The following is a 19,358-nucleotide window of genomic DNA, read 5'->3' as shown; positions in this document are numbered from 1 at the left end:
AGGGATACAGTTGCTACAAACCGCCCTTATTCTTTATTAACTCCAAAAACCAAATTGAGAACCCCTATGCCAAACACCCCTGTTTCCATCGCCAATTTTTATAGCGTCAATCATTCCAAACACCCCATCAAAACCATCGGCATTCTAGGCGGTGGGCAACTTGGCTTAATGCTTGCCCAAAGTGCCTTGTCGCTTGGTATTCGCTGTGTATTTTTAGAAGACGCTCCCAACTGCCCCGCCCGTCTTTTGGGTAAGGTGTACAGCACCGAGCAGTTTGATGAATTTGCCAAAGTCTGTGATACTTATACCTTAGAATTTGAAAACACCCCGCTTGACAGTGCCAAAGTCCTAGAACAAACCGTTGGGCTATTTCCGCCTGCTCACGCCCTATTTATCGCCCAAGACCGTTTAAACGAAAAGAATTTGTTTAATAAATTAAACATTGACACCGTGCCATTTTTGGCGGTGAATTCTTTTGAGAAATTGCAAACCGCTTGTGATAAATTGGGCTTACCCCTTGTGTTAAAAACCACTCGGGGCGGTTATGACGGTAAAGGGCAATTTGTCATTAGAAATGAAACTGACATTAAGACGGCTTGGGACGAGCTTGGCAAGGCGTGTGAAACCGCCCCACTCATTGCCGAAGGGTTTATCAATTTTAGCCGTGAAGTTTCTATCATCGCTGTCCGCTCAAAGCAGGGCGAAATCCGTTATTATCCTTTGGTGGAAAATGTCCACCATAATGGCATTCTTGCCAAAACCACCGCCCCTGCTCCCAATGTGGATAATTTAACCGAACAAGCCCAAAGTAATATCAAAAAACTTTTGGAGCATTTAAATTATGTTGGTGTTTTGACCTTAGAATTGTTTATTACTGACAAAGGTTTGATTGCCAATGAAATCGCTCCCCGTGTGCATAATTCAGGACATTGGAGTATACAAGGGGCGGTGTGTAGCCAATTTGAAAACCATATGCGGGCGGTGGCAGGTTTACCCTTAGGCGATACCAGCATTGTTAAACCGTCTGTGATGCTCAATGTCATCGGGCAATATCCCAATATCAGCGATGTGCTTGCCCTTGACGGCGTACATTATCACGGTTATGACAAAGAAGAGCGAAACGGTCGTAAAATCGCCCATATCACAGTAATGCCAAGCGATAGTGAGAAACTTACCGAGACGGTGGCAAAGGTGGTGGGATTGTTGCCGAATAAGCTTGGAATGTGATTTGAATTAAATAAGGATTGTCAAAATGCGTTTTCTTTTAATAATGGGATTTTTAATAAGTGGTATGGTGTTTTCTACCACTTGGGCAAATGAAGTTAATCGGCTTGATTTTATTTATTTTAAGCCAATTAACCAAGCCCAAAGAACCGATTTTGATAATCCTGTTAATATCATCAAATATCACGGCATTTATGATGCGACTTATACGCCAACTTATACAGGGTTATTTAAACCGTATGAGCCATATTATGAGCAAATACTAACTTTGGCGGACAATCACGAAAGCCTAAAAATTAGATATAACAATAATACAGAAGGTAAATTCGCCAATGCCAAAATTACACCCTTAGACAATGGCGACTATATTGTCAGTTATGAAAAAGTCCCTTTAAAACCCACTCAAAGCCCTTTGATTGATAAGCGTTATATTAAGACATTTGATATTTCGGGCGAGTTTTTACGGACAGAAGTTGATGGTAAGCCTGCAACCTTAGTTACTTCTTTTACCAATTATCACGCCTTACCAAAAATATTACATTTCCCCAAAGGATCAAAATGCTATCAATGGCGATTTCACGAGAGTACGCCAGAGTTTTATGAATTGTATCGCAGAAAATCGTTTGAATTGTTTAATTTAGACAATAATATGCCAGAATATTTGAGCGATAGAATTCCAAGTGAATATTTAGGCGAAAATAATCAGGTAGCAATTTATCCATTGGAAGATGAAGCAGAAATGCTTACTGATTATGAATTGACTTTTTATTTTGACACCATTTATCAAAATAAATACTATTCTGATGGCATTAAGTTCACTCCCAAAAATGCAATGAAAATTGATGGGCAATCTTGCACCTATTTAAATCCCATTGCGTCTGATTATATTGAAAGCTTATTAAAAACTCATCAAGATGAGATTATTAAAAAAGACACCACCCAATGATTATTTATATAGACGCAGATGCCATTCCCGCCATCGCCAAAGAGTTGATTATTAAGACCGCTAACCGCACACAGGTGCAAGCGATTTTTGTGGCAAATACTTACATCAAATTACCGCCATCGCCTTATTTAAAATCAGTGGTGGTGGCACAAGGCTTTGATGTGGCGGACGATTATATTGCTGAAGCAGTTGCCCCCTTTGACCTTGTCATCACAAGCGACACGCCCCTTGCCTTTGCTGTACTCCACAAGGGGGCGTTTGCCTTTGATTGTCGTGGGCAGATTTTTGAAAAAGAGACGATAGGCGGACGGCTCTCGGTGCGAGATTTTATGGACACAATGAGACACACAGGCGTGCTTGACCCCAGTCAGATGGGCGGGCAAAAACCATATAGCGAAAAAGATAAAAAGAATTTTGCCGACAGTTTAAACAAACTCATCGCTAAGGCAAAAAAGCGGAATTGATTGAATTGACGAAAAGTACATAATCAAATCCCAAATCATCTTAATGTAAAAATCTTTGAAGTCTTATTATGCTATTAACAACAGTAGATGCCATTTCTTTTGGTGATGATGATGCCAATTTATTTTTGGTTGATGATTTATTTTTAAAAGCCAACGCCTTAAAAAATTCCTTATTACCAAGATTACAAGCTCTTATTCAACATTGTACTACCAAAATCAATGAAGTTTATGATATTGATGTCTTTCAAGATTCAATCATTAGCAAATATCCAAACTTTCGCAATCAAAGAGTGAATGATTTTGATATTGATTATATGCAGGCGTTTGCTGGCATTGGCGGACAGCGTGCAGATAAATGGAATGGGTTTGCTAATAAAAATGGCAAATCTATTATGGTATTGCCATTTCGTTTGGGGTTTATTGCAACGGAAAATGGCATTCAATTATTATTAGAAAATGGTTGGTTGAAAAATCTTAATAAAAACTCTTTTGATAAATTACTAAAATTTCATTTCAATCATCAAGAAAAAATCACTTCTTTATTGTTGTTGTCGGGTATGCAACTGGATTATATTGATAATCAAAATCCTTTATTAACCATATCCGAACATTTGTCCTTTGTAAAAAATAATGATATTATTGATATGAGTTTTATTGGTCAAAATATTCATTATCCCATTCAAGAAAATACAATATATACACTTATTAGAAATTTTGTTATATTTTACCCTATTTATGACAGTTATATACAAATTGCTAAGGGCAATAACATTCGTTTTAATGATTTATTGGAAAAACTCAATCAATGGCTACTGACAGATAATACCATACAAACAAGTTGTCAAAAACCAATTATCAATCAGACTGTTTTAATTCAAAATGCAGAACAGCATTTTAAAGTTATGCCATCTATACGCTGGCGAGTATTTCAAAGAGATAATTGGAAATGCGTTTCGTGTGGTCGCACGGCTCACGATGATGTGATTTTGCATATTGACCACATTATTCCGCGCTCGCTTGGCGGGACGGATGCTTATGAAAACTACCAAACACTTTGCCATATTTGCAATATCGGCAAAAGCAATAAGAATGATGCGGATTTGAGAAAGGGTTCATGATGCTAGATTGGTGTGGTGATTTTAAGTGTGCATTTAAATTGTTGGTTGAGTCATCAAAATTCAGCAACATAAACACGCAAACACCACAAAATTCCCATGCGTTTTTGTCAAAATTTTGGCATAATATCCCCATTTACAAGCACCTTTTTACGCATTTTTACGCCAAAACTATGATTGAACAATGGAATAAAGAACTCGTCTTACAACGCCTGCTCGCCTTGACTTTGCTTGTTATTTTGATTGTGCTGTGCTTTAAAGTGGTGCAATTTTTTATCGTGCCGGCGTTATGGGCAGGGATTTTGGCGTATGTTACTTTTCCTGTTTATACTTTTTTTCATACCAAAGTCCGCCTAAGCCCCAGTTTTAGTGCGTTTTTGATGACTTTTTGTATCTCGCTCATGATTGGCATTCCACTGATTGTGGGCGTGTTTTATTTGCAACATGAAGTGGTAAGTTTTGTTGGTACGGCAATTCGCCGACTGCAAGCAGGCTATTTAGATTTACCCAGTCAAATCAAGGACTTACCTGTCATCGGGCAGACGATTAAGGACACGCTTTGGGAGATTAACAAAAACCCTGAGGCGACCATGGAGACGGTGCGAACGTGGGTGCAGTCGCATTTGTATTATGGCAAAATGGCGTTTGATGCGGTGCTAAAAAACCTTGCCAAACTTGGTATGGCTCTGATGACCCTGTTTTTCTTTTATCGGGACGGCAAAAGTCTGATTCGCCAAATCCGCCAAGCCATGAAAAACATCATCGGCGACCGCATTGACGACTACATCGACTCGGTGGGGGCGACCACGCAGGCGGTGGTGTATGGCATTGGATTGACCGCTTTGGCTCAGGCGATTTTGGCAGGGGTGGGCTATGCTTTTGCCAACGCCCCAAACCCCATTTTGCTCACACTTCTTACCTTTGTCGTGGCACTTATCCCCTTTGGCACGCCCTTTGCGTGGGGCGGTGTGGCGGTGTGGCTACTCACTCAGGGGTATACAGCAGAAGGCATTGGGCTTGCCCTGTGGGGGACGTTTGTCATTAGTTGGGTGGATAATCTTATTCGTCCGATTGTGATTAGTGGGGCGACCAAAATTCCCTTTATCATCATCTTTATCGGCGTGCTTGGAGGATTGACGGCATTTGGGTTTGTGGGGCTGTTCATCGGGCCCGTGGTGCTGGCGATTGGCTTGGCGGTGTGGCGAGAGTGGATAAGTCAGCACAAAAATGAGATTTTCGCCCCCAAGGACAGCATTGTCCCTGTGGCGGACGGCAAAGCCTTACTTGCCGACACCCCAACGCCCAAGCCTGTCTTGGATACAGAGAAAGAGCTTTAAAATTACCATAAATTCATGATATGTAGGTGTAGGGACGTGCTGAGCACGTCCGATAAAATCATTACATCATCAAGGGCGTGTTCAACACGCCCCTACAAAGTCTGTGGTAAATGTTAAGTTTGTTATATATATCATTTACCCCAACATATTAAACCAACCAAAAGACCAACCCATGATAACCATTTTAGCCGATGAAAATATCGCCCATTTGGATGATTATTTTTGCCGTGATAATACCACACTCATCAAATTAAAAGGGCGTGAGATTAACCAATCCGCCACTCACAAATACAACCCAACCGCCCTACTCATTCGCTCGGTAACACCCATCAATGCCGACACCATTGCCAACCCCCATAACATCAAATTTATCGGTTCAGCAACCATTGGTACAGATCATGTGGATAATGAATTTATTCATTTAAACAATATCCGTTTTGCCAATGCCAAAGGGTCAAGCAAACATTCGGTTGCTCAATATGTCATTACCGCCCTTTTAACTAAATTTCCCAACTCAATCCATAAAAAAATAACACTGGGCATTATTGGCTTGGGCAATATCGGATCAGTGCTTGCCAAATATGCCAAAGACTTAAATTGGGATATTTTGGGATATGACCCTTATTTACCAACATCGGACATTAATAACGCAAATTTTAATGAATTACTAGCAAATAGCGACATTATCTCCATTCATACGCCATTAACCAAAACGGGTGATTATCCTACTTATCGATTATTTAATAAATCCGTTTTTGAACAATTAAAAAACAACGCTATTTTAATCAATACCGCTCGGGGTGAGATTATCCGCCAAGATGATTTATTATGGGCAATGGATAATAAAAATTTAAATGCAATATTAGACGTGTTTCCTTTTGAGCCAATGATTGATAAGACACTTCTTGATAACCTTACCCTTGCCACACCCCACATTGCAGGCTATACCCTGGATGGCAAGTTGCGTGGGACAGACATGATTTATCAGGCATTTTGTGAGCATTTTAATTTACCTGTTTTACAAAATATGGATAAGCTATTACCGTCCAATCATTACCATTGGCAAACATTAAAAAATGAATTATTAAAAGGAAATGCCGATATTTTAAAAAGCTATTATGACATTTTAAAAGACGACAACGAGTTACGCCACATTTGCACCAATAACGTACATGGGGCGGATTTTGATAAATTAAGAAAAGAATATGATTTAAAAAGAGAATGGCTTTATGACTAATACCGATTACCGCCCAAGCATGACCTTAGATTTGGCAATGAGTAAAGCTGAGATGATTGGTGACATTCGTCAGTTTTTTAAAAGTCGGGGTGTGTTAGAGATTACCACGCCCATATTATCCAATCATGGCAATACCGATATTTTTATAGAAAGCGTGAGTGTCAATTTTAAACAAACTGGTGAATTAAAAACAGGTTATCTACACACATCGCCAGAATTTGCCATGAAAAGAGTATTGGCGGATTATCAAATACCGATTTATCAAATTTGTCAAGTGTTTCGTGATAATGAAAAAGGACATAAACATAATATAGAATTTACCATGTTAGAATGGTATCGTCCGCATTTTAGTTTGGACGATTTGGCAAATGAATTAAATGCTCTCATCGGCGTGGCACTGCATAAAAATCTACCCTTTAAAACCTATCGCTACGCCCAAGCCTTTATGGACATGCTCGGCATTCACCCTTTTTCTGCCGACATTGAGACACTACGACAAACGGTATTACAGCAGGGAATTAACCTAGATATGGGCAATGATAAACAGGGTTGGCTGGATTTGTTATTTAGTCATGCGATAGAGCCGACTTTGGGGTTTGATTTGCCAACACTCATCACCGATTATCCTGTGGCGACTGCGTCTTTGGCAAAAGTGGCGACAGACATGGACGGTCATACTGTTGCCAAACGCTTTGAGCTGTATATCAACGGCATAGAGATTGCCAATGCCTATGATGAACTTGCCAGTAGCGATGAGCTGTATCAGCGATTTACACAGGACAATGTTGAGCGAGCAAAACTAGGCTTACCAATCATGCCGATTGATACAAACCTAGTCCGTGCGTGCGATGACTTACCGCCATGTAGTGGGATTGCGTTGGGGCTTGACCGTCTGTTTATGGTGCGTGAGAAGCTCTCTGACATTAGTGAAGCGGTGATGATGATGACGGATAGGGCGTGACTATTCATTAAGCTCCGCCAACCACTTCGCCTGCTCTTTGGTGAGTTCAAACCGCTCCCATAAGTCAGGACGACGCTCTTTGGTGCGTTTGACTTGCTCCAAAAACCGCCATTTGGCAATATTGGCATGATGACCCGACAGCAGGACAGCAGGGACTTTTTTATCCTTAAAAATCAAAGGCTTGGTATAGTGGGGGCAATCTAGTAGCCCATCGACAAAGCTGTCTTCTAGGGCGGATTTGTCATCATTCATCACACTTGGCAGACGGCGAATGACACTATCCATCAGTACCATCGCAGGTAACTCACCCCCTGTCAGCACATAGTCGCCAATGGAAATCTCGCCATCGACATAGGCACTAAGTAGCCTTTCATCAATGCCTTCATAACGCCCACACAGCAGTATCATGCCATCGAGTTGGCTACATTCTACCACCGTCTGCTCATCTAGGGTCTTGCCCTGTGGCGACAGATAGATGACGGGGCAGGTAGGGTTATCCTTACCCACGCCCCCAAAATGCTCATCAGCTAGGGCTTTGGCGTGCAATATCGCCTGCTCCAACGGCTCGGCAAGCATGACCATGCCCGGCCCCCCGCCAAAGGGACGCTCGTCAATCCGCCGATAGTTATCCGTGGTAAAATCTCTGGGGTTAATGGTGTGTATCACCACCTGCCCCCGCCCCACCGCACGCCCCGTAATGCCGTACTCTGTGGTCGCCCCGAACATCTGGGGCAGGATACTAATGACCGCAAAAAACATCACGCCCTACCCACCGAACTTTTTGGCAAAACCGTCAAGCACACAGGACGGCACGAACTTTGAGACATCGCCACCAAGTTTTGCCACTTCTCGCACGAGCGTGGACGAGACGAACGAGTACTCTTGGGCAGGGGTCAAAAATACCGCTTCAAAGCTCTCATCTAGGCTACGGTTCATGTTGGCAAGCCCAAATTCATACTCAAAATCACTCACCGCACGCAGTCCACGAATGACCGCCACCGCATTTTGTTCTTTGACAAAATCCACCAGTAGCCCTTCAAAACCGACCACCGACACCCGTTCATTGTCCTTAAAAATCTCCTGCACCAATGCCACTCGCTCATCAAAGCCAAATAACGGCTTTTTGTGATGAGCGAACGCCACCGAGATGATGACTTCATCAAAGATTTTTAAGGCACGATTGACAAGGTCAATGTGTCCGTTGGTGATGGGGTCAAAGGTGCCGGGATATAGGGCTTTTTTTGAGGTCATGGTTCTTATGATTTTGCTAAAAGTGATATTAAAAAGTGCTTATGGTAGCAAATTTTTGGCGGTTTTGGGGATTTTATTTTAAATTTTTATAAAAAAAGAAAAAGCCGAACTGTTGTCCAGCTTTTGTCCGACTTTTTGTGTTTTCTTAGCGTTTGGCAAAACCTTGCGATTGCAAATAGTCCAGCATAAACGGACGCACGTCCCCACCAAAGGTCTCGGCAATTTGGGCTCTCCAGTCAAGCTCCAAACCACGACCGCCATAGTAGGCTTTAACTTCATCATTATAAGCGGACAATACGTCATCGCTTGGGGTTTGATAGGTGTCAGTTGAGACGATAACATCAAGCGGTAGGCGTGGGCGTTGCGATTGGTTGATTTTGGAATCCCAGTCAGGGTGTCCTAGACACAGCCCAAACAGTGGCACGACGTGTTTTGGTAGTGCCAACAGCTCGCCTGCTCGCTGAATGTCGTTACGCAGTGAGCCGATATAGACCCCGCCCAGCCCCAGACTCTCGGCAGTTGCCAGCATATTTTGAGCCATAAGAGCTGAGTCAATCGCCCCGATGAGCATGACTTCTGTCCAGTCGGTATTGACATCAGCAAGGGCATGATGACGATAAGCGTCCATACAAAACACCAAATATTCGGCACAGTCTTCGACATAGCCATGTCCCAACCGCTTGCCTTGGGCGATAAGGTCGTTATATTTGTCTTCGCTTAGGTTGTTGGAGATTTGGCGAAATGCCGTCCGCTTTGCCTTATCACGCACACGCACCACACTCACCGCTTGCAGGTAGCTTGATGTTGAGACGGCACGCCCTGCCTCCAAAATAGCAGTTAACATTTCATCAGAGATTGGCTCGCCAGTGTATTTACGCACGGAGCGGTGATTTAGCAAGGTTTCTAGGGTTGGTTTTGATTCGAGCATGGCAAATCCTATGATGATAAATTTGCCTTATCTTATCAAGTATCACCCCCAAAGGCAAATGCTGTTTTATTGGACAAATGTAACAGGGGCGTGGCTTTGTTTGTAATTATCCACCAAATCTCTTATAATAGGTAGGGCGTGCCTACCCTTGATAACACTCTTATAAAATAAGATGAAAATTTAACGCTTTCATCCATTTTTGCATGAAAAATGGCTAAATCTGGTTTTTCTACGTCACAATCCTTGTTGATACTCTAATATCAACGGCAGACTTTTCCTTGAAAAACGGGCGATTTCCCTATTTTTCATTGCAAACACCAAAGGCAGGCACGCCCTAGACAATATTGAGATACAAACATGGCAAAAAAACCGTCAAACCAAATCTGTGCCAACAAAAAAGCCCGCCACGAATACTTTATCGAAGAAACCTTTGAAGCGGGTCTGTCGCTTGAGGGTTGGGAAGTCAAATCAATACGCGCAGGCAAAATGGCAATCACGGACGCTTATGTGATTTTTAAAAATGGCGAAGCGTTTTTGTTCGGGGCCCACATTCAGCCCCTATTGACCAGCTCCACGCACATCAATCCTGACAATATCCGCACCCGCAAACTGCTTTTGCACCGCAAGCAGATTGATAAACTCTTTGGCATGGTCAATCAAAAAGGCTATGCAGTCGTCCCCTTATCCTGCTACTGGAAGGGCAGTCGGGTCAAATGCGAAATCGCCCTAGCCAAAGGCAAAAAACTCCACGACAAACGAGCCACACTCAAAGAACGTGATTGGCAAATGGATAAAAAGCGTGGCTTTAAGGCGGACATGAGGTAAATAAAGGGCGTGCTGCCCTTTATTTGTGTTGGGTGAATTTTTAATCAATAAACAACAACTGAGTTAATTTACTTTTTATTTTGCCTGATGAAAAATCCGCTTCAAAAACAAACTCAGCTTGGCACGGCAATGTTACATCTTTATACAGATGAAAATTCTCCGAACCCTTAATCTTAAATTGCTCAAAAGTATGACCAATAGCCCCTTCTCTGGTTTGGTTGTCTGTAAAAGGTCGAATTGCTGTAACCACCAAATTGTCATAATCAATAGAACGCCCATAATTATTAAAAGTACCTTTTGATTTATGTAAACCGACAACAGTAAAAACAGGATTATTACTTGACATAGCATTACTCTCTTTTAAATGATTGGATAGATTTTGTTGAATTGATTGATTGTTTAATGATGGATTTTGATTAACTATCTTCTCCTTAGGATAAATCCAAGTTTTATTTTCCAAATGATGAATGGTAAAATTGCTGATAAATGAATTGGGTATTTCTATATCAATATCTAAAAATGCACTCAAATCAATTTCAATGGTTTTTACGCCCAATTTTTCAATAAAAGTTCTTTTCTCATCATGAATAAAAAACGTAACCGCAATTTCTATAAATACCATATCATCATCACTAATTGCAACTAAATCAGGTCTGATATTACCGACATTTTGTTCGGGATTTACGGTGTGAAATTGCCATAATTTTTCATGTTTGTCATCGCTATTTGGTAAGGCAGGTAAATAAATTTGTTTTTGTTTCATAATGACTTCTTTGGCATATTTATGTAAAATACTCTCAGGACTGATATAACAGCTTTCTTTATTACTGGCATGGGCAAAATGATGTTCCTTAATATCGCCCTTTTTGGCAACCACACTTTCACACATTCAAAGCAAAAACATTGACAAGCCAAACCACGCTCTACTTGCTGGATATTAACTAATTGATTGGACTGATTAACAGCGACTTTCATTAACATGGACATACTCCGATTAAAAGATGAGTATATTATCCAAATTTTTGATGAGCAAAAACACCCAAAAAACAGAGTAAAAAGGTTTTTATAAGGTATAAGTATATGACAAATAATGAAATTTTAATTTTTGAAAAACTCAATGAGTTGTTAATAAGACAACCAAACAAAACGCAATCTCGCACGCATTTGCAAATATTGGTTAATCGTGTCATGTTAGCACATGGCAATCAACAAAAGAATTTAACACCCAAAATGACCAAATTGGATATTTTGGATGATGAATTTAAGGATGATAAAAACAATCCAAAATCATGTAATACAGAGAGAGTAAAAGCAGAAAATATAAAAAGGGAACTACAAAGGATTATCTTTAATAATAATCAAATTATTTCCGATTTTTTAGAATTGGGATTTATACCTGTTTTTAAAGAGCATAAATCAGACGGCGGTCGCAATAATCCCAGTTATTATTGGTTAGAAATAGAAAAAATTGATAATGACAATCAAGTCATAGAAAGAGAAAATACGATAAATAAAGTTTATTATGAACACAGAGACAAGTCTTTGGTAAAAATATCTTTATTTTCAAAAATATTTTTTGATAAAAATTATGAGCTGCATATGTTTAGCTTTAAAGGCATTTTACTAATTGTAGTATTAATGCTTGGTTTTTTATTAACTTTATTTATCTTGGTTTTTTCCGTTATTTTTATGGCGTTAATTGGACACTTATTAAGCATTGGTTTATCTACTTTAATCATCTATTCATCATTTTTTGTTTTATTTTTCTATACTTTTTATTATTTTTATATTCCATTAAACAAAATCGTAACACATCGTATTGTTAAGGCTCCATTGTTGTTCAAGTCTCTTACTCATGATAATGCCGAAATAGAATTTTTCGGAAAAACAAAAGATTATAAATACAACATTGCACGCATTACTGAAATCCGAGCAGTATGCCCGATTTGTACCGCACCGATTTTACTCATGAATGGTAAGCCTGACCAATCCGCCCCGTTGGTAGGAAGGTGTATAGAAGCTCCGCACGCTCATGTATACAGTTTTGACCGTGTGCTAATGACGGGGTATTTTTTGGGACACTCCATGTATTTACAAGAACAGCCAACCGATGAATAAACAAAACCCCAATCGGCATTTTGATTGGGGTTTTTGGATTTCGCTCACTTCTTCTTAGCAGGCCCTAGTAGCATACCCATTTGGCGACCTTCCACCTTAGGGGCTTGCTCTACGCTGGCTATCTCTTCGGTATCTTTGATGATACGTTCAAGTTGGGCTCGTCCAATCTCTTGGTGGCTCATCTCACGTCCACGAAAACGAATGGAGACTTTGACCTTGTCTTTGTCTTCCAAAAACTCCACGATTTTGCGTAGCTTGACCTGATAATCCGCTTCTTCTGTACCTGGTCTTAGCTTGATTTCTTTGACTTGGGTCTGTTTTTGGTTCTTTTTGGCTTCTTTGGCTTTTTGCTTTTGTTCGTACAAATGACGTTTGTAGTCCATAATCTTTGCCACAGGGGGCTTGGCGTCTGGGACAATCTCAACCAAATCCAAATTGGCATCTCTTGCCTTTTCTAAGGCTTCTTTTAGGCTGACAACGCCAAGCTGTTCACCGTCTTCTTTGACTAGGCGGACTTCTTTGGCACGAATTTCTTCGTTGATGTTTAGGCGGTTTGACGGTTTAATGGGTCATACTCCAAATAAAAAGATAGACTCATATTTTACTTAAAAATTGTGGGGATTTCAAGTAGTCATTTACTCAAAAACCCATTCATCAGTTGAATGGGTTTTTGGCTTGGTGGTTTAATAGGCACAAAATTGCACATCGCCATAATACCCACTACCGTCCTCAGGTCTTAAAGTGATTGTATATCTTCCTGCCGTTGTGGTATTGTAATAAACCACATCCTCACCTTCCCAGCCAGCAACTTTTAATATTCTGCCCTTAGGGCCTTTTACGATTGGATTGATGAGATACAAGCCATTGATTTCCAATGTTTGGTTAGCACCAAGTTGTATGGTAAACGCTTTGCCTTTAAAGTCACCAGAAAAACTACCACAATAACTGCCTTTGGCAAATTTAATCGGCACGGTATTAGCAAAACTTTGACTACTTATGGCAAGCAACGCACAAACAGCGACTACTTTTAATGTTTTCATAAAATATCCTTAAAAATGAAGTGGGTTTTTATTGTATCAGAAAATAAAAAGCAAAGATAGAGAAAATTTATTTTTTAGACTCACTCCAATTTATCATAATTTTTCTTAATCATAAAGGTCAGCAGGTTTACCGCCCATTCCTTATTATCATTAAATTCTTTTCCTATTTTTATCTCAATCCTTTCATTGAATTTTCAAAATAAATTCTCATCAGCACATACTCTCACATCAATTTTGGCATTGCTTTTGTTTTTGGTGGTAAAAGAAATGCCATACAAGCCCGTTATGGTTGGCTCATATAGATAAATTGTGGGATAAAAGTCAATCATCTCTCCCACGCTCGTTAAGGGTTTTTGGTTTGGGTCTGTGATATGAATGTTGATTTGGTTTTTTACCAACTTTTGCTTTAAAATCATGACAAGTTTCGCCTTTGGGAAATGTGATTTGTATGGGTTTGGCGGTATTGGCAAAACTTTGTCCACTTATGGCAAGCAACGCACAAACGGCAACTGCTTTTAATGTTTTCATAAAATATCCTTAAAAATGGAGTGATTTTATAGTAGCATAGAATTAACAGAAAAAATAGGGAATTTATTAAGCCTCCTGAAAAACCAGACCCATGTCAAGATACTCTAATAAACTACGAAACCCTCACTTATTTTATCACAATCATTTAAAAAGGCTTGGATGAAGCATTGATTTGATGATTGGATTAGGTGGGTAGTTTCAAAATCAACCAAAGAATCGTGAGCCACATTTAATAGACCTCTTTCAAAACCTCAATTTTTGTGGATTTTTAAAACTTTAATCTCAATATTTATAAGAGTTTATTTTTAGTTTAAAAAGAGGTCTAACAAATAATCGCCAATCATAAAATTAATATTAAGGCACAGTTTTTTGTTTTTTTTGCAAGTCCTAATTATGCTAGGGCATGTTAAGTCTTGATAACATTTTATTGATATGATAATTTAGCCATTTTTCATCATAAACACCAACGGCGAGCACACCCTAGACACCCCTTGCCTGCCCCACTAAACAGTCCCACACCACCCAAATAACCAAACCCACAAAAAAAATCGGACATCTTGCCCGATTTTTTACTTTGACCGCCTTCTCACGCTTTCACAGGTGAATTTTTTAAAATATCCATCAAAAGTTGCCAATACACCGCCACGCTCGCTACGTCCACCGCTTCATCAGGCGAATGGGCGTTGATAATCGTGGGTCCCACAGAGACGATGTCCATGTTGGGATAATTTTTCTTAATCAATCCGCATTCTAGCCCTGCATGAATGACCTTGATTTTGGGTTCATGCCCCAAAATGTCAGCATACAAACGGGCGGTTATGGGCGTAATGGCAGAGTTTGGGTCATAGTTCCACCCCACATAGTCGCCGTCAAACACCGCTTTTGCCCCCACCAAATCCGCCACGCTTTGCAAAGTACTTATCACGCCTTGTTTGCCAACTTGGGTCAAGGAGCGGACAAGCAAGGTCGCCACCAGCTCGCCATTTGCCACACCAAGCACCCCAAACGATAGCGAAGTCTCCACCACGTCAGCGATGTTGTCGCTGTATCGCACCACGCCAGACGGCAGTACATTGATGAGATTTATCACGGTTTGGCTGTTTTCTATGACGGTATCGGGTCGCTCGGTGTCTTCTATCGTGATAGACAGTTTGGGTTCTGCCGTGCCGATTTCGCTCTCTATGTCTTTGATAATAGTAGATAAATTTTCCAAAAACTGCTCTTTGCCCGCCCCATTCATCACAAGGGTTGCCACGCTTTCTCGGGCAATGGCATTTCTTAGCGAACCGCCTTTGATGTCAGCGATTTTAAAGTCGCACGTCTGCGATAAAGTCGCCAACACTCGCCCCAACAGTTTAATGGCATTTGCTCGGTTTTTGTGAATGTCCACGCCCGAATGCCCGCCCTTTAAGCCCTTGACAGTCAAACTTATCGCACTGTCATAGCCATTTTCCACATAACGCACAGGCAACGCCAAATCAGCGTCCACACCCCCTGCACAGCCCACATAAATCTCGCCTATCTCTTCGGTGTCGGTATTGACCATGATTGGGGCGGTCAGTGTCCCCGCCTGCAGGCCTATCGCCCCCACCATGCCCGTCTCTTCGGTCATGGTCAGTAGCACTTCGATGTCAGGGTGAGCCACCGTCTCATCGCTTAGCACCGCCAAACAGCTCGCCATGCCAATGCCGTTATCCGCCCCGAGCGTGGTGTCAGTCGCCTTTATCCATGCCTTATCATCGCTAAATCGCATGATGATGGGGTCTTTGGTAAAGTCGTGGCTCGTACTGGCGTTGGCTTGGGGTACCATGTCCAAATGGGCTTGCAGGGCAATGGGCGTGCGGTTTTCCATGCCGACTGTGGCAGGTTTTTTGATAATGACATTACCAATCTCATCACGCCACACGGTAAGCCTGTGAGAACTTGCCCATGAGGCGATGTGGCTTGCTATCGCTTCTTCGTGATAAGACGGGTGCGGAATGCTACAAATCTGGGCAAACCACCGCCACAGCTCGCTCGGGGCAAGGTCTTGGACGACAGATAAGTTGTGATTTAGGGCGTTTTGGTTTAACATAGGATTTTCCTTGTGGGTTGTTTAAAATTGGTATTTAACAGATAAAAAGCTCACACCGCCTGTGTCCGCTCAATGAGCCACGCTTTTGCCTGCCCGTCCACACGCCCGATAAGCTCATCATGGACACGTTCGTGATAATCGTTCAGCCAACGCTTCTCCTGTTCGGTCAAAAGATGTGGCAATATCAGACGGGTATCAAATGGGCATAAGGTCAAATCTTCAAATTTTAAAAACTCACCAAACTCGCTCTGGTGTGCCTTGACCGCCACGACCAGATTTTCAAGGCGTATGCCCCATTTGCCTTCACGGTACAGCCCCGGCTCGTTACTGGTTATCATGCCTTCACTCATGATACGTTCAGGCGTAACGGGGGCAGTGCGTGAGATGACCTGCGGACCCTCATGGACGTTTAAAAAATAACCCACGCCATGCCCTGTCCCATGCCCATAGTCTAGCCCCTGTTGCCACAGTTGGTTGCGAGCCAATACGTCTAGTTGCATGGACGGTATGTCTTTGGGAAAATGGGCAGTCGCGAGGGTGATATGAGCCTTTAACACATAGGTAACATCACGCTTTTCATCATCGCTAATTTGCCCCACGCCTGCCATGCGAGTGATGTCGGTCGTGCCGTTTTTGTACTGAGCCCCTGAGTCAATGAGTAGCAAGCCGTCTCTGTCCAAATACGAAAATCGCTCGTCTGTCGCCCGATAATGTACAATCGCCCCATTGCCACAAAATCCTGCAATCGTATCAAAACTTGCCGAAACGTGGTTCGGCTGGCGACTTCTGGTACGCTCCAACATCTCATCAATATCAAGCTCGGACACACGCTCGCCTTGGGCAAGCTTGTCTTCTAGCTCGGCAAAAAACTCGCACAACGCCACGCCGTCTTGACGCATGGCTTCACGGATATGGTTGATGTCATTGTCCGATTTTATGGCCTTTAACACGGTGGTAGGATTGACCGCTTTGATGAGTTTGGCGGTTTTTGGTAAACGGGTGAGCGTACCGACCGCCACTTTGGCAGGGTCAAACAGCAGGCTCTCTACATCACCCAAACGCTCCGCCACGCTGTCATAATGAGCCACGTCAATACCTGCCACGCTTAGGGCGGATTTGGCGGTGTCGGTGAGTTTGTCATCATGGACAAATAAAGTCGCCGTGTCTGGCGTGATAAGTAGGTGCGACAAAAACACGGGGTTAAAATTCACGTCCGCCCCACGCAAGTTGGTGAGCCACGCAATGTCATCAAGACCACTAACAAGATGATGGGTCGCCCCCTTTTGGGTCATAACCTCACGCACTTGGGCAAGTTTTTGTTTGGCACTCGTATCCACAAATATTTCGTCATGCACATAAATCGGGGCGTTGGGTAGGCTTGGGCGGTCTTGCCAAATCTGCCCCAAAATGTCGGTATCAATGACAAGCTCTATGCCACGCTTGGCAAAGGCTTGGTTTAGACCATCAAACTCCGCCATAGACAACACCGCCCCGTCTATCGCCACTTTCGCCCCTTGGGGTAGGTTGTCCGCCAAAAACTGGGCATAAGTGGGACGAGAATGCTCCATTTTTTGTAGCTCAATGCCTGTGCCGTCAAGCTCAATGGGAGCTTGCACCCAATAACGGCTGTCCGTCCACACCCCTGCAAAATCATGCGTGATGACCAACGTACCAACCGACCCTGTAAAGCCCGACAACCACGCCCGACCTTGCCAATACACAGGCAAATACTCGGACATGTGCGGGTCAGCAGACGGTACGATAAGGGCGGACAGCCCACGCTCGGCAAGTATCGCACGCACAGCAAGCACTCGGGCGTGGCGGACATCGGACGGGGTTTTGTGAAAGTCAGTCATGGTTTTTCCTTGATAATACTATAAACGCCTATTTTACACCCAAGCCATTTTTGATACAACATTTTAGCATTTTATGTTAAAATACGCCTTTTTATCCATGACCCACATCCCCCAACACGACTTTTCTGCCCACGCCAACCGCATTCGCACCCTGCGTGTCGTCGCCCTAGCCCTATCCGCCTTTATCTTTAACACCACTGAGTTCATCCCTGTCGCCCTACTCTCTGACATCGGGGCAAGTTTTGGCATGCCTGCTCATGAAGTGGGCGTGATGATGACCGTGTATGCGTGGATTGTGGCGTGCTTATCCTTGCCTGCCTACTCCTAACCGCCAAGATAGAACGCAAAAAACTGCTCATGGGTTTATTCATCATCTTTATCATCAGTCATATCATGACCGTGCTTGCCAGCAGCTTTGCCGTACTGCTCATCGCTCGGGCAGGAGTGGCACTGGCTCATGCGGTGTTTTGGTCTATCACAGCAAGCCTTGTTGTCCGTGTCACCCCCAAAGGCAAACAAACCACCGCCCTAGGCATGCTCGCCACAGGCTCGGCATTGGCGACTGTGTTGGGATTACCGCTTGGGCGGATATTGGGGCAGTATCTGGGCTGGCGGACGACTTTTGGGGCGATTGCTTTTGTCGCCATGATGGTGCTGTGGTGGATTTTACCAAAACTGCCCAGTCGCAACGTGGGCGACTTATCAAGCTTGACACTTATCGCCAAAAACAAACCCCTTATCGCCGTCTATCTCATGATAGCCCTAGCCGTCACGGCACATTTTACCGCTTATAGTTACATTGAGCCGTTTGTGTTGCACATCAATGCATTTAGCCCAACCTATGCCACGGCGGTACTGCTTATCTTTGGCTTGGCAGGGATTGTGGCGAGCGTGCTGTTTGGGCGGTATTATGAGCGTTTTGAGCAGGGGTTTTTGTGGTTGGCGATGATTGGCGTGCTATCTAGTCTCATGCTGATGATGATATTGGCAGGTCATGTCGTGCTGTGGACGGCATTGGCGGTGCTGTGGGGCGTGAGCATGACGGCTATTAGTCTGGTGCTACAACTTCGCACCCTAAAACTCGCCCCACAAGCCACAGATGTCGCCATGAGTCTGTTTTCTGGGATTTATAACATCGGTATCGGTGGTGGGGCGTTACTTGGCGGTATGATCATCGCTCATCAAGCCCTAGGACTGACCATGATAGGCTATGTCGGGGCGGGCGTGATGTTACTGGCGGTATTGGTGCATGGGGCAAGTGCAAAAATAAGCTCTCGGCAATAAGAGTTGCCCTAACAATGGGCTTATCCTAATCAAATCATGATGAGATTTTTTAAAATAAAGGCGTGGTTAAATTGAAATACCCGCTTTTGTATTTGCAATAAAAATCAGGCACTTTTCCCATTTTATGTCAAACACCAATATTTGACACACTCTATACCAACCGAACCCAA

18 protein-coding genes and 1 pseudogene are annotated in these 19,358 nt (G+C 42.7%); 10 read left to right on the top strand and 9 right to left on the bottom strand.

From position 1 onward, the window contains the following. Positions 1–66: 66 nt before the first annotated feature. The 7 genes from B5J93_RS04295 (at position 67) to epmA (ending at position 7,284) form a co-directional block, all read left to right on the top strand. The gene (locus B5J93_RS04295; protein WP_079324903.1) at positions 67–1,227 is read left to right on the top strand and encodes a 5-(carboxyamino)imidazole ribonucleotide synthase; all 1,161 of its coding nucleotides are present in this window, start codon (positions 67–69) and stop codon (positions 1,225–1,227) included. Positions 1,228–1,252: 25 nt separating this feature from the next. After that, positions 1,253–2,170, top strand: coding sequence for a hypothetical protein (locus tag B5J93_RS04290; protein ID WP_079324901.1), 918 nt, complete (start codon positions 1,253–1,255; stop codon positions 2,168–2,170). Next, a complete protein-coding gene (locus B5J93_RS04285; RefSeq protein ID WP_079324900.1) occupies positions 2,167–2,634 on the top strand; it encodes a YaiI/YqxD family protein in 468 nt (155 codons plus the stop codon). Before B5J93_RS04290 ends, B5J93_RS04285 begins: the two co-directional genes overlap by 4 nt. 68 nt (positions 2,635–2,702) lie before the next feature. Next, on the top strand, positions 2,703–3,752 hold the full coding sequence (locus B5J93_RS13745; RefSeq protein ID WP_211278845.1) for an HNH endonuclease: 1,050 nt from the start codon (positions 2,703–2,705) through the stop codon (positions 3,750–3,752). Between the two features lie 170 nt (positions 3,753–3,922). Beyond that, positions 3,923–5,086 carry an AI-2E family transporter gene (locus B5J93_RS04275; RefSeq protein ID WP_079324905.1) on the top strand — a complete coding sequence of 388 codons (1,164 nt, stop codon included), beginning with the start codon at positions 3,923–3,925 and terminating at the stop codon, positions 5,084–5,086. Between the two features lie 172 nt (positions 5,087–5,258). After that, the gene (locus B5J93_RS04270; RefSeq protein WP_079324898.1) at positions 5,259–6,323 is read left to right on the top strand and encodes a 4-phosphoerythronate dehydrogenase; all 1,065 of its coding nucleotides are present in this window, start codon (positions 5,259–5,261) and stop codon (positions 6,321–6,323) included. Then, entirely contained in the window at positions 6,316–7,284 is a 969-nt protein-coding gene (gene epmA / locus B5J93_RS04265; RefSeq protein ID WP_079324896.1) for an EF-P lysine aminoacylase EpmA, read from the top strand. Before B5J93_RS04270 ends, epmA begins: the two co-directional genes overlap by 8 nt. Here the strand turns inward: epmA and trmD are convergent, their stop codons facing one another. The 3 genes from trmD to nfsA form a co-directional block, all read right to left on the bottom strand. After that, on the bottom strand, positions 7,285–8,043 hold the full coding sequence (gene trmD / locus B5J93_RS04260; RefSeq protein WP_079324894.1) for a tRNA (guanosine(37)-N1)-methyltransferase TrmD: 759 nt from the start codon (positions 8,041–8,043) through the stop codon (positions 7,285–7,287). Positions 8,044–8,049: 6 nt separating this feature from the next. Then, entirely contained in the window at positions 8,050–8,535 is a 486-nt protein-coding gene (coaD, locus tag B5J93_RS04255) for a pantetheine-phosphate adenylyltransferase (RefSeq protein ID WP_079324892.1), read from the bottom strand. Between the two features lie 145 nt (positions 8,536–8,680). Next, positions 8,681–9,463 carry an oxygen-insensitive NADPH nitroreductase gene (nfsA, locus tag B5J93_RS04250; protein ID WP_079324891.1) on the bottom strand — a complete coding sequence of 261 codons (783 nt, stop codon included), beginning with the start codon at positions 9,461–9,463 and terminating at the stop codon, positions 8,681–8,683. Between the two features lie 357 nt (positions 9,464–9,820). Here nfsA and smpB point away from each other — a divergent pair, with 357 nt between their 5' ends. Next, positions 9,821–10,288, top strand: a complete 468-nt coding sequence (gene smpB, locus B5J93_RS04245) for an SsrA-binding protein SmpB (protein ID WP_062499996.1) — start codon at positions 9,821–9,823, stop codon at positions 10,286–10,288. Positions 10,289–10,328: 40 nt separating this feature from the next. Here the strand turns inward: smpB and B5J93_RS04240 are convergent, their stop codons facing one another. Continuing rightward, positions 10,329–11,165, bottom strand: a complete 837-nt coding sequence (locus B5J93_RS04240; RefSeq protein ID WP_143823489.1) for a competence protein CoiA family protein — start codon at positions 11,163–11,165, stop codon at positions 10,329–10,331. Positions 11,166–11,368: 203 nt separating this feature from the next. Here B5J93_RS04240 and B5J93_RS04235 point away from each other — a divergent pair, with 203 nt between their 5' ends. Next, positions 11,369–12,406 carry a hypothetical protein gene (locus B5J93_RS04235; RefSeq protein WP_079324889.1) on the top strand — a complete coding sequence of 346 codons (1,038 nt, stop codon included), beginning with the start codon at positions 11,369–11,371 and terminating at the stop codon, positions 12,404–12,406. 44 nt (positions 12,407–12,450) lie between these two features. Here B5J93_RS04235 and infC read toward each other — a convergent pair whose 3' ends face one another. From infC to B5J93_RS04210, 5 genes are all read right to left on the bottom strand, one after another. Then, entirely contained in the window at positions 12,451–12,948 is a 498-nt protein-coding gene (gene infC / locus B5J93_RS04230) for a translation initiation factor IF-3 (RefSeq protein WP_079324888.1), read from the bottom strand. Positions 12,949–13,089: 141 nt separating this feature from the next. Beyond that, positions 13,090–13,446: a hypothetical protein gene (locus B5J93_RS04225; RefSeq protein ID WP_079324887.1), complete on the bottom strand. Its 357-nt coding sequence runs from the start codon at positions 13,444–13,446 to the stop codon at positions 13,090–13,092. A 321-nt stretch (positions 13,447–13,767) separates the two neighbouring features. Continuing rightward, a complete protein-coding gene (locus B5J93_RS04220; protein WP_079324886.1) occupies positions 13,768–13,974 on the bottom strand; it encodes a hypothetical protein in 207 nt (68 codons plus the stop codon). Positions 13,975–14,560: 586 nt separating this feature from the next. Next, the gene (locus B5J93_RS04215) at positions 14,561–16,048 is read right to left on the bottom strand and encodes an aminoacyl-histidine dipeptidase (RefSeq protein ID WP_079324885.1); all 1,488 of its coding nucleotides are present in this window, start codon (positions 16,046–16,048) and stop codon (positions 14,561–14,563) included. Between the two features lie 50 nt (positions 16,049–16,098). Further along, on the bottom strand, positions 16,099–17,904 hold the full coding sequence (locus tag B5J93_RS04210) for an aminopeptidase P family protein (protein WP_079324884.1): 1,806 nt from the start codon (positions 17,902–17,904) through the stop codon (positions 16,099–16,101). 97 nt (positions 17,905–18,001) lie between these two features. On the opposite strand from B5J93_RS04210, the pseudogene B5J93_RS04205 reads away from it, so the two are divergent. Next, a pseudogene (locus B5J93_RS04205) lies at positions 18,002–19,188 on the top strand (sugar transporter). The last annotated feature ends 170 nt before the right edge of the window (positions 19,189–19,358 follow it).

The organism is Moraxella equi (genome assembly GCF_002027555.1).
GTDB lineage: Bacteria > Pseudomonadota > Gammaproteobacteria > Pseudomonadales > Moraxellaceae > Moraxella > Moraxella equi.
The sequence above is the reverse complement of the archived record's forward strand: the minus strand, read 5'-3'. Positions and strand labels throughout refer to the sequence as shown.

Bases quoted from the DNA above. Each gene is read 5' to 3' on its own strand.
- B5J93_RS04225 (WP_079324887.1), bottom strand. From the start codon at position 13,446: ATGAAAACATTAAAAGTAGTCGCTGTTTGTGCGTTGCTTGCCATAAGT.
- B5J93_RS04275 (WP_079324905.1), top strand. From the start codon at position 3,923: ATGATTGAACAATGGAATAAAGAACTCGTCTTACAACGCCTGCTCGCC.
- trmD (WP_079324894.1), bottom strand. From the start codon at position 8,043: ATGTTTTTTGCGGTCATTAGTATCCTGCCCCAGATGTTCGGGGCGACC.
- B5J93_RS04220 (WP_079324886.1), bottom strand. From the start codon at position 13,974: ATGAAAACATTAAAAGCAGTTGCCGTTTGTGCGTTGCTTGCCATAAGT.
- nfsA (WP_079324891.1), bottom strand. From the start codon at position 9,463: ATGCTCGAATCAAAACCAACCCTAGAAACCTTGCTAAATCACCGCTCC.
- smpB (WP_062499996.1), top strand. From the start codon at position 9,821: ATGGCAAAAAAACCGTCAAACCAAATCTGTGCCAACAAAAAAGCCCGC.
- B5J93_RS04215 (WP_079324885.1), bottom strand. From the start codon at position 16,048: ATGTTAAACCAAAACGCCCTAAATCACAACTTATCTGTCGTCCAAGAC.
- B5J93_RS04270 (WP_079324898.1), top strand. From the start codon at position 5,259: ATGATAACCATTTTAGCCGATGAAAATATCGCCCATTTGGATGATTAT.
- B5J93_RS04235 (WP_079324889.1), top strand. From the start codon at position 11,369: ATGACAAATAATGAAATTTTAATTTTTGAAAAACTCAATGAGTTGTTA.
- epmA (WP_079324896.1), top strand. From the start codon at position 6,316: ATGACTAATACCGATTACCGCCCAAGCATGACCTTAGATTTGGCAATG.
- B5J93_RS04295 (WP_079324903.1), top strand. From the start codon at position 67: ATGCCAAACACCCCTGTTTCCATCGCCAATTTTTATAGCGTCAATCAT.
- B5J93_RS13745 (WP_211278845.1), top strand. From the start codon at position 2,703: ATGCTATTAACAACAGTAGATGCCATTTCTTTTGGTGATGATGATGCC.
- B5J93_RS04290 (WP_079324901.1), top strand. From the start codon at position 1,253: ATGCGTTTTCTTTTAATAATGGGATTTTTAATAAGTGGTATGGTGTTT.
- coaD (WP_079324892.1), bottom strand. From the start codon at position 8,535: ATGACCTCAAAAAAAGCCCTATATCCCGGCACCTTTGACCCCATCACC.
- B5J93_RS04285 (WP_079324900.1), top strand. From the start codon at position 2,167: ATGATTATTTATATAGACGCAGATGCCATTCCCGCCATCGCCAAAGAG.
- B5J93_RS04210 (WP_079324884.1), bottom strand. From the start codon at position 17,904: ATGACTGACTTTCACAAAACCCCGTCCGATGTCCGCCACGCCCGAGTG.